The 8861-nt window shown below is 52.3% G+C and carries 10 protein-coding genes; 5 read left to right on the top strand and 5 right to left on the bottom strand.

Annotation, left to right across the window (positions count from 1 at the left end):
• Positions 1 to 203 precede the first annotated feature (203 nt).
• Both ABYV26_RS14910 and ABYV26_RS14905 read left to right on the top strand, forming a co-directional pair.
• Positions 204 to 920, top strand: a complete 717-nt coding sequence (locus tag ABYV26_RS14910) for a GntR family transcriptional regulator (RefSeq protein ID WP_372682148.1) — start codon at positions 204 to 206, stop codon at positions 918 to 920.
• A gap of 68 nt (positions 921 to 988) precedes the next feature.
• A complete protein-coding gene (locus ABYV26_RS14905) occupies positions 989 to 1657 on the top strand; it encodes a CoA pyrophosphatase (RefSeq protein WP_372682147.1) in 669 nt (222 codons plus the stop codon).
• 333 nt (positions 1658 to 1990) lie between these two features.
• Here the strand turns inward: ABYV26_RS14905 and ABYV26_RS14900 are convergent, their stop codons facing one another.
• Together ABYV26_RS14900 and ABYV26_RS14895 are read right to left on the bottom strand one after the other, a co-directional pair.
• On the bottom strand, positions 1991 to 2362 hold the full coding sequence (locus ABYV26_RS14900; protein ID WP_372682146.1) for a hypothetical protein: 372 nt from the start codon (positions 2360 to 2362) through the stop codon (positions 1991 to 1993).
• Complete coding sequence (locus tag ABYV26_RS14895) at positions 2359 to 3039, bottom strand: class I SAM-dependent methyltransferase (RefSeq protein WP_372682145.1); 681 nt, start codon at positions 3037 to 3039, stop codon at positions 2359 to 2361. Before ABYV26_RS14895 ends, ABYV26_RS14900 begins: the two co-directional genes overlap by 4 nt.
• 250 nt (positions 3040 to 3289) lie before the next feature.
• Here ABYV26_RS14895 and ABYV26_RS14890 point away from each other — a divergent pair, with 250 nt between their 5' ends.
• Positions 3290 to 3808 carry a fasciclin domain-containing protein gene (locus tag ABYV26_RS14890; protein ID WP_372682144.1) on the top strand — a complete coding sequence of 173 codons (519 nt, stop codon included), beginning with the start codon at positions 3290 to 3292 and terminating at the stop codon, positions 3806 to 3808.
• A gap of 47 nt (positions 3809 to 3855) precedes the next feature.
• Here ABYV26_RS14890 and ABYV26_RS14885 read toward each other — a convergent pair whose 3' ends face one another.
• A complete protein-coding gene (locus ABYV26_RS14885; protein WP_372682143.1) occupies positions 3856 to 5268 on the bottom strand; it encodes a clostripain-related cysteine peptidase in 1413 nt (470 codons plus the stop codon).
• On the opposite strand from ABYV26_RS14885, the gene ABYV26_RS14880 reads away from it, so the two are divergent.
• Positions 5247 to 5552 carry a hypothetical protein gene (locus ABYV26_RS14880; protein ID WP_372682142.1) on the top strand — a complete coding sequence of 102 codons (306 nt, stop codon included), beginning with the start codon at positions 5247 to 5249 and terminating at the stop codon, positions 5550 to 5552. The two genes, ABYV26_RS14885 and ABYV26_RS14880, sit on opposite strands and share 22 nt — an antisense overlap.
• A 446-nt stretch (positions 5553 to 5998) precedes the next feature.
• On the opposite strand, the gene ABYV26_RS14875 is transcribed toward ABYV26_RS14880, so the two are convergent.
• Both ABYV26_RS14875 and ABYV26_RS14870 read right to left on the bottom strand, forming a co-directional pair.
• Positions 5999 to 6757 (bottom strand): amino acid ABC transporter permease, encoded by a 759-nt coding sequence (locus tag ABYV26_RS14875; protein WP_372682141.1) that lies wholly within the window; start codon positions 6755 to 6757, stop codon positions 5999 to 6001.
• Positions 6758 to 6772: 15 nt separating this feature from the next.
• Positions 6773 to 7555, bottom strand: a complete 783-nt coding sequence (locus ABYV26_RS14870) for a transporter substrate-binding domain-containing protein (protein WP_372682140.1) — start codon at positions 7553 to 7555, stop codon at positions 6773 to 6775.
• Between the two features lie 757 nt (positions 7556 to 8312).
• On the opposite strand from ABYV26_RS14870, the gene ABYV26_RS14865 reads away from it, so the two are divergent.
• Positions 8313 to 8861 (top strand): DUF2279 domain-containing protein (locus ABYV26_RS14865; RefSeq protein ID WP_372682139.1); only part of this gene is annotated, 549 nt, incomplete at its 3' end.

The following is an 8861-nucleotide window of genomic DNA, read 5'->3' as shown; positions in this document are numbered from 1 at the left end:
TAAACACCTACCCTCCCAATTATTTTTTTTATAAAATTTATAATTTTTAAACTTGCGTTTATTTAGATTTGTTATCCCGCCTCTGGAGAATATTGGTTTGCAATTTAATAAAATAGTTTATAAGAATAAAAACAAAATGCGTTTTTTATATCCACAGCACCCACATCGCCCGAACGATTATACAGATTTAAATCGGAGACTGCATGGCTGATAAAAAACAGAGAAGAAAACCTCAAAAGATGGATCTGGCCCAGAAAGCTTACCAGGGCATTCGGCAGATGCTTTTTTATAATGAAATCATTCCGGGGCAGAAAATCAAATACCAGGATCTGGCCGATAAAATCGGCGTGAGCATTACGCCGGTTATTCATGCGTTGAAATGGCTGGAATTTAAGAACATTGTGAGCCACGAACCAAACCGTGGCTATTTCGTAAATGAGGTCAGCCTGAAAGAAATCAAAGAGATTTATGACACCCGGCTTTTATTGGAGGTCTCACTGGTTCCGGAAATTATCAACTCGGTTGACGAAGCATCCATACAGCGGCTGAAACAATCCCAGGATGACTATTTTGCTGCAGTGGATGAAGAGAATTATTACAGCCGGCTGATGACTGACATGAAGTTTCATCTGACCCTCGCCTCTATTTCACAATGTCGCATCCAATTGAAAATGCTTCAGGAGCTGTTCGATATGCTGCTCTTAAAATACACCCGCAATTTAGTCCTGCTGGGAATTATGGACAGTTCATTAAATGAACATGCGGATATTTTCGATAGTTTGAAAAAAAGAGAGGTCGAAAGCCTAAACAACACCTTGTCTGCCCATCTCGACCATGTGCGAACCCACATCACCGAAGGTTTTAAGAGAATGTTTGTCAGAAAGAAAGAATCCATGGTGGATCTGTTTACCTTTCAGTAACGGTTGACCTCATGAGGATGAATCAGAAAATATACCGATAACAAATTTGCAGCGTATGTCATCGCACCATGATCGATTATGCCTTTGACGAAAAACTGTTGAATCGCATTCGAGCCAATCTCAACCGCTTTTCAAAGCGAAAGCAGGCCAATAACGGCTTGAAAGAAGCGGCAGTGGCGATCACGATTGTTGAAAATCAGCAGGAACCAAGTATTCCTGGTATCCCATTTTCGGAACCATGGACTGGCCATGCAGCAATGATACTGACCAGAAGGGCATCCAATCTGCGAAACCACGCAGGTCAATGGGCGCTGCCCGGCGGCCATATGGAAGATGGGGAAAGCCCGGAAGCGGCGGTTTTAAGAGAACTCGAGGAGGAGGTCGGTTTAACGCTCGGCCACAATCGCGTTATCGGTAGATTGGACGACTATAGCACTCGGTCAGGATTCATCATCAAGCCTATGGTGGTCTGGGGGGATACCGATCTCGAATTGACAGCCAACCCCGATGAAGTGGCATCGATTCATCGAATTCCCCTGGCTGAATTGTTGCGCGATGACGCCCCGATGTTCCAGGAGATTCCGGAAAGCGAACACCCGGTTCTATTCATGCCTATCGGAAACAGCATGGTAGCGGCGCCCACGGCGGCGATCATGTATCAATTCCGGGAAGTCGCCTTGTTGGGTAATGATGTGCGCGTGGCGCATTATGAGCAGCCTTATTTCGCCTGGCAGTAAAAGCCGCAGTCGTAAGGCGCGATCAGTGTATTGCGGCCGTTCACGGCACATTTGGGCGTGAATGCTCGATCTTCTCATCTTATCACCGACTCCAGACATAGGCTTTCCACGTCTGTCAGGAAGCATCCATCCATCGTCGAAGGATTTGAAATTTTTCAACGCCCGGCCAGTATTTTTCAGCAAAGGATGCGTCAGGCACCGCCCCGTCGATCCGGTATGCCAAGATCAGGATCCCGGGTGTTTTATGGCATATTTTCTCTGGGGGCCAGTGACGGATATGGAAAATTCCAGTTTTCAATCAAACGCTTGGCTTTTGGATAATTATTCGCCTGCTCAGCCGCCATGGTCCCGCAACCAAATCGAGACCATCCGAATGGTAACCACAAGCATCGCGGCCGTGGCCCCAAGGAAAAAGAGGCTGACCAAGCCATACCACAGCCGCGAAATGATGTGCTTCAGTTTACTGGAGAATTTCAAGGGGGCGTTGGGTTTATCCGGTACGGCGCGGAAGGTCACGATAAATGAATACGTGCTCAGCCCCCATAACCACCCGGCTGAAAGGGGAATAATGAGTCGATCACCCTGGCCGCCTGTAAAAAATAAGACGATCACCACCAGTGATGCCAAGCTGACCAGCCCAACCCCCAGCGACGGCAGGCGAAGCACCTGAATAGCCCGTGCCACGCGCTTTAGCGTATCGATCATTTATCGACCATTTGGCTGACCATTGACTTGTTTTTGAGCAATATCACGTCATCGGCAACGACGTCGAGGCGGGCATCGAACCGCTGCGCGAGATATTCAAACGTACCTGTGCTGTAGAAGCAAATATGGGTCATATCACGAATGTAGTGCCATTGGCGGAACGCCTGCTTATCCTTCACCAGCTTTGTCATGATACCCAGCCATCCGCCTGGTTTCAACATCCTGAACAAAGCGGTAAATTCCAGCCGGGGATGGTGCAGGTGCTCTACGACCTCGGTGGCGCAGATGAAGTCATAGGTGTTATGAAATACGGACGGATCGTTGTGGTAAATCGGGTCGTATAGATCCACCTGATGACCGTGGCCTTCCAAGAGGATCGACAGGGTCGGACCGGGCCCACAACCAAAATCCAATCCTTTTTGCCTGCCTTCCAACCGCTCCATGAGCGGCGTACTGAACCTGGAGAGGAATTGACGGTATCCCTGGTCCTGCGGGTCGTTCTCATGCAAATCGTAGGCTGCCTTCTCATCCTCGTGGCTCAGCCAATCGCAGCGGGGAACGAAGACCAACTTGCAATTCAAACAGTTCAGGTAGGTCCTGTTTCCGTCTGCGTGAAATGGATCGATGTCGCCACCGCTGCACAAGGGGCAGGAAAGCAAATAGGATCTGGATGTCATCAAGGGCCTGACCTTAAGCGTGTATGGCTATTTGACGTCGCTCCCAACACGAACCCCATCGACTTGCTGCCCTCATATCCAATGAGAGGTGCCGTCTACCACTTTACCCCTATTCTGCACTGCTTGTCATTCGTCCCCAAGCAAGTTAAGTTGGCCTTTCACTGGAGTGCCGGCAGATGTTTACTCGAAGCCGTGCTGACACCGCTGTTCACTCCTAAGTAAAAACAACCAACACATAGAGGTACGAGATATGAAAAAACTCAATTTTGGAATTGTATGGATCATCCTGCTAGCCCTCCCGCTATCGGCATTTGCCGGCAGCTATGGAACATCAAAGACTACATCGGACGCCATGAACATGACTGACATCGTCGATACGGCCGTGGCGGCGGGTTCTTTCAACACCCTGGTTGCTGCCATACAGGCTGCCGATCTGGAAGCTACCTTGAGAAGTGAGGGGCCGTTTACCGTATTTGCGCCCACAGACGAAGCCTTTGCCAAACTGCCGCCGGAAACCCTGGAAAACCTGCTCAAACCGGAAAATAAGTCCCAACTGCAGGCCATCCTTACTTACCACGTGGTGCCGGGCAAGGTCATGGCCTCGGACGCCGCCATGCTCACCTCGGCCAAAACAGTCAACGGACAAAGCTTCCGCATCACCGAATCGGGCAGCGGTTTGATGGTGGACAAAGCGACTGTGGTCAAGGCGAATATCCCCGCCAGCAATGGGGTCATCCATGTCATCGACCAGGTCATTCTCCCAGAATAACGCTCTGGCTGAAGACTCTGGGATGTGCGGACCAAATTGAAAACCCTTCAGGGGTGGGTGCTTGAAGATAAGCCCCATCCCTTTTTTATGGCCGTCGGCTGGATCAGGTCAGCAGCCATTGCGCCCTTGAGGCTTGCTCTGAAGACAGTGATCATTTCGTCCCACTGAGTCTCCCGGCTGAATCGGTTGGCCTGGTAGAGTGCCTGATGGGTCTGGAAAATGTTGTCGGGAACCAGAGGGTGCGACAGATAGATGGAGATACCAGTGGCAGCACAATCCGAGGTGTGACGCGCATAGACGAGGACACGACTCGCCATTAGATCCAATACGCGGTCGCAAGCGGTTTTCAGTTCGGGTTGGTTGACAGCGGCACCCAAATGGCGCACAAAACCGACCAGGTCATAATATTCCATCTTCATAAAGCTAGCGAAAGGCTGGGTCGCATATAAGGCCGCATGCATGGCCTGCACCACGCCGGCTTTTTCAGCGCCTCGAATCAACCGCTGAGCCAAAAGATCCAACGCAGAAACCAGCTGCGGCATAGCAGCCGTATCCACCAGGGCCATTCCACCTGAAAAGCGGCAGGTCTTTCCAACACCGTCAATCGAGGGTAAGCTTACCGCCCGTTCATAACTGTCGACGTGACTGTCCACCAACACCCGACCAACCTCCCGGACATCGGCTGAGGGCGTCTGTTTCAACTCGGCGATCAAATGCTCAAACCGCATTCCGCGAATCTGGTATCGGCCCGGCGGCTCGTTCACTAAACGGATCTCGTCCTGGCTGCCCACCATATATCGGGTCACGTCGCTCATGGCGTAGTTCACCTCGACCATGTTTGCCAGACAGGAAAAAAAGACCATCAGTTCAAAACGGCGACCATTCAAACCCTTTTTCAAGGCCTGGTGAAAATCGTTCAGAGGCATTTTTTGACTGCTGGTGTCATCCCGCGACATGGAAACGGTCTTGACTGGCTGCACTGGCCCATAATCCCGGGTGTCCAAAACGCCCTGACCGTGGGCAAACATGTAAAAATAAAACTGCTCAGCAGGATAAGCCTCCATGGCCGTGCGTAAAAATCGTTCCAGGGTTTGGGGCGCCCCCATATTGGATTCCCCCCACTCTTCCAGAACCGGCGAGGTAATACGACCGATACGCGGATCGGCTTGCAGGTGAACCAGCCGCGTTCTTGACCAAGCCGTATCGTAAGGGCCTATCCATTTGGGATGGCCGTCCACCAGGGCAATCACGTTGACCCTGTCGGAAGAGCCCACCATCTCCATCATGTCCAATGCATGAAGCACCTCAGTGGACAGATCATTGTCTCCGTTCATGTAGCAAAGGATGGTCACGCTGGACGGGGCCGGCACCGCGTGGATATCACTCAATCCGGCAGCACAACAGGGTGACAGAAGCAGGCAGAGAATCAGGAGGAGAATTGACGCAGTACGCATTTGCATGGAGACGACCAGGAAATCAATTTCGACCAGAGGCGTTAAACAGCCCCAACGGCGTGCAGGTTAATAGAGCATGGCAACGCACCCGTGTCAACATCACTGACCGAAACCCGTTGATCCAATTGTGTGCGGGTTGCGGCTTAAAAAAAGCCATGGCAAACAGGCACCGCATTGATCGGTTGATCAATGCGCGTAAAACAAAGATGCCCATTAGCGTGCGGTTTCTCTATTTGCTTTATCGGCAGATGGCAGGATTTGGTAAAGGAATGTTGATGTCAGAAAGGTAAGCCCACTCAAGGACCTGTGGTATCGGCGATCCCCATTGCTCCATAATTCGATCGACGTTGTCCGTGAGCATCTCCCGCGCCTCCCAGCGACCATGGCCATTAGCAGCAGCTCATCCTAAGGCGTTTACACGTGCCGGATATGGGTAACCACATCCAATGTCGTATATTTTCGCGCACGCCGGCTGGGCGCCGCGTCTCCTGGAAGGAAAAAAAGACGAGATGGTCCAGGTCGGCACAAGACAGACACAGGGCGCCTTTTCTCCTGCCGGGGCGATCCATGCACTTCGTCTAAAGCTCTCACCGCATTCATCGCAGGCAGGGTACGAGACCGAGATATGGTGTTTTGTCTTCTTTTTCCTTCATAATGACCGTGCGTTCAGGAAAGGCATCCGCCTGCCAGGGCCAGGCAGCCTATAAAAGGAGAAAGCCAGCTTCAGAGGCACTGTTCAGACCTCAGTTGGCACCCGCATACGCATTTCAACCCGCCGCACCATCCAGGATGCTACCAGTATCAACAGCAGGTATTCGAGGACCAGCACCGAGTAAATCTCCAGCGGCCGATAGACCGTAACCGTGAGTTCGTTGGCGCGACGGGTCAGCTCCTGCAGACCGATCACCGATACCAACGAAGACATCTTGAGCATGTATACAAACTGGTTGCCCAGCGGGGGAAGTATCCTGCGAATAGCCTGGGGCAGGATAATCAGACGCATTTTCTGATAATAATTCAGGCCCAGCGAGTCGGCGGCCTCGATCTGCCCTTTCTCGACGGATTGGATGCCGCCGCGAAACACCTCGGCCTCGAAGGCACTGTCGCACAAGGTCAATGCCAGGATGCCAGCGGTAAAGGGGCCAAGGGCCAGGCCGATCACGACAGGGAAACCATAATAGACCCACAGGATCATGACCAGCACCGGGATGGATCGAAAGGTTTCCACATATACCCGGTTGATTGCCCGGAGCCACGGCTGCCTGGCCAGCCCGGGCAGGGCCACCAGCAGTCCGAGGATGATCGACGCACTCAATGAAATCGTCGATAGGGAAATGGTCAGGCCAAGCCCGGCCAGCAGGAACCTCAGGTGCGCCGCACCCTGGGGAGTCGTTGGCAGGACCTCATACCAGCCCCACTGATAATCCTGCCGGCTGCAGCCGACGGCCACAACCACCACCAGGACCGCAAGCAGCCATGACGTACGAATTTTCATGGAATTATCCTCGGCTTATGGCATCCAACGCTCCTGCAGCTCCTGGAAAAACCCCTGGTTCTTTTTGATGGTGATCCAATGATTGAGGTAATTGATCCAGACCTGATCGGTTTGCGGCGTGATGAATGCCAGGTCTGCCGGGCTGCGCGGCTTGTCCACCGGAACAACGGCCAGCTGCGGGTAAGTCTGGACCAACTGGGAGGCTTCCAGGTTACTGGTAATCGACACCTGGGCACGCCCGCTGAGGACTTCCTGAAAATCGCGCGCCGGGGCCTCGACAGCTTTGATGTCGGCACGGGGAAAAAACTGTTTGACCTGCTGTTCGAATGAGGTGCCCAGCGTGACGGCCACACGAACATCGGCTCGGTTGATATCCTCCCAGCCGGCAAAACGGCTGATATCTTTTTTCAGGGCCACGGGAACGGTGCCGACCTGGAAGTAGGAGCGAGTGAAGCCGACGGTGCGAATACGAGATGGGGTCACCGATGCACTGGTGCTGATGTCGTATTTTCCGGCAACCATGCCGCTGACCAGAGTTTTCCATTCGGTGGGGACAAAGACCAACCGAACACCAAGATCCTTGGCCAGTTCGGTAACCACATCAATGTCAAACCCCCGGTAGGTATTGGTGGTCGGGTCGCGGACCGTCATCGGATTCCAGTCGCCGGTGGTGCCGACCCGGATCTCGCCGGCTTCAAGAATACGGTGCAGTGTCGACTGTGCCTCGGAAATCGCCGGGTTTGCCATCAGCACGGCAATCATAAAGGTGGCGGCAAGGGTGACGATGGTTCGTTTCATATGACCTCCTTGGCGGTGTTACCGACGGTCATATCAATGGCGGGGATCAGTCGTAATGCATTGCGGACCTGGTGTCCGTTGGCCGGTAAGCGCTCTTTATTGCAGGATTGCTGTTTGGAAATGAATGTTTGTTCCCTTCGCATTAAGGGCAACCGCTCTGCGCGGATAGTCAGGTAGTGCTCGTCCACAAATGACCAATTTGCCTGATATCTGCATAATGCTCAAAATTTTATCCTCGGCATATCAGCTATAAGCTTGCGGTAAAATTTTTCGCATGCCTTGATTTCAACCCAATTTGCCTATTTCTGGATGGACAATAGGTAATGGTAAGGCGGGCTTGGGTTGTGTCAACCGAAATAAGAGGGAACGTGCCGAACGTGGAACCGGGTTTGCTGATTAAGCTGCTCTAAAAAGTGGACGATCCCACCCGCCGGCTGTTATGGTAACATTCAGGTGGATGTCGTCATATAATCGTTTTAAATATGACCATTTCTGCTATAGGAAAGCTATTGTCAAGGATAGCACGCGTTCTCTGCCAATTTTCAGCCGTCGCCAGTCGATATCGTCTATCAAAAAAGGAAACCGGGTCTGCCGATAAAAAATAGCAGGAAACCATGGATGTTCTATGATTTTCATTAGGCCAATTTTTTTATCCTTCTTGATCGCCTGTATGGGGCTTGGATGGGCCTGGGCGGAGGACAGTGCTGGGCCGGATGACGATTCTCGACCCCTTTCCCAAAAGGAGCGCCGGAAGCGTGTGCTGCAGACCAACTTGGCCGGTGTCGGTGTGGTGACTCTGTGGGGTGTGCTGCAGTGGGACTATTTCTCGCGGACGCCCCATGCCCAGTCGGAGGGCTGGTTCGGCAGGGACACCGACAACGGCGGAGCTGATAAACTGGGTCACATGTACACCACCTATGTCCTTTCCCATGGACTGGCCGGCCTCTATCGCCACTGGGATTTTTCCCAGGAGGACGCCGCCCTTTTCGGCGCCCTCTCCTCCTTTACCATTATGGGTTACATGGAGCTGGGGGACTCCTTCAGTGACTACGGTTTTTCCTACGAGGACATGCTGGCCAACACTGCCGGCGCCTTGCTGGGTTTTTTGCTTTACAAGCATGACGATATCGCCGACAGGATTGATTTTCGCTGGCAGCCTGGTTTCCAACCAAACCAAATGGATTTTACCACCGACTATGAGAATTCAAAATTCCTGCTGGCTCTGAAACTGAATGGTTTTGATTGGGCCAAAGAGACCCCATGGCGTCATGTGGAGTTTCATCTCGGCTACTATACACGCGGTTTT

Origin of the sequence: Desulfosarcina sp. (assembly GCF_041551955.1) — a bacterium.
GTDB lineage: Bacteria > Desulfobacterota > Desulfobacteria > Desulfobacterales > Desulfosarcinaceae > Desulfosarcina.
The sequence above is the reverse complement of the archived record's forward strand: the minus strand, read 5'-3'. Positions and strand labels throughout refer to the sequence as shown.

What these genes read in the sequence shown, in the direction of transcription:
- ABYV26_RS14910 (WP_372682148.1), top strand. Translation starts at nt 204, where the DNA reads ATGGCTGATAAAAAACAGAGAAGAAAACCTCAAAAGATGGATCTGGCC.
- ABYV26_RS14905 (WP_372682147.1), top strand. Translation starts at nt 989, where the DNA reads ATGATCGATTATGCCTTTGACGAAAAACTGTTGAATCGCATTCGAGCC.
- ABYV26_RS14900 (WP_372682146.1), bottom strand. Translation starts at nt 2,362, where the DNA reads ATGATCGATACGCTAAAGCGCGTGGCACGGGCTATTCAGGTGCTTCGC.
- ABYV26_RS14895 (WP_372682145.1), bottom strand. Translation starts at nt 3,039, where the DNA reads ATGACATCCAGATCCTATTTGCTTTCCTGCCCCTTGTGCAGCGGTGGC.
- ABYV26_RS14890 (WP_372682144.1), top strand. Translation starts at nt 3,290, where the DNA reads ATGAAAAAACTCAATTTTGGAATTGTATGGATCATCCTGCTAGCCCTC.
- ABYV26_RS14885 (WP_372682143.1), bottom strand. Translation starts at nt 5,268, where the DNA reads ATGCAAATGCGTACTGCGTCAATTCTCCTCCTGATTCTCTGCCTGCTT.
- ABYV26_RS14875 (WP_372682141.1), bottom strand. Translation starts at nt 6,757, where the DNA reads ATGAAAATTCGTACGTCATGGCTGCTTGCGGTCCTGGTGGTGGTTGTG.
- ABYV26_RS14870 (WP_372682140.1), bottom strand. Translation starts at nt 7,555, where the DNA reads ATGAAACGAACCATCGTCACCCTTGCCGCCACCTTTATGATTGCCGTG.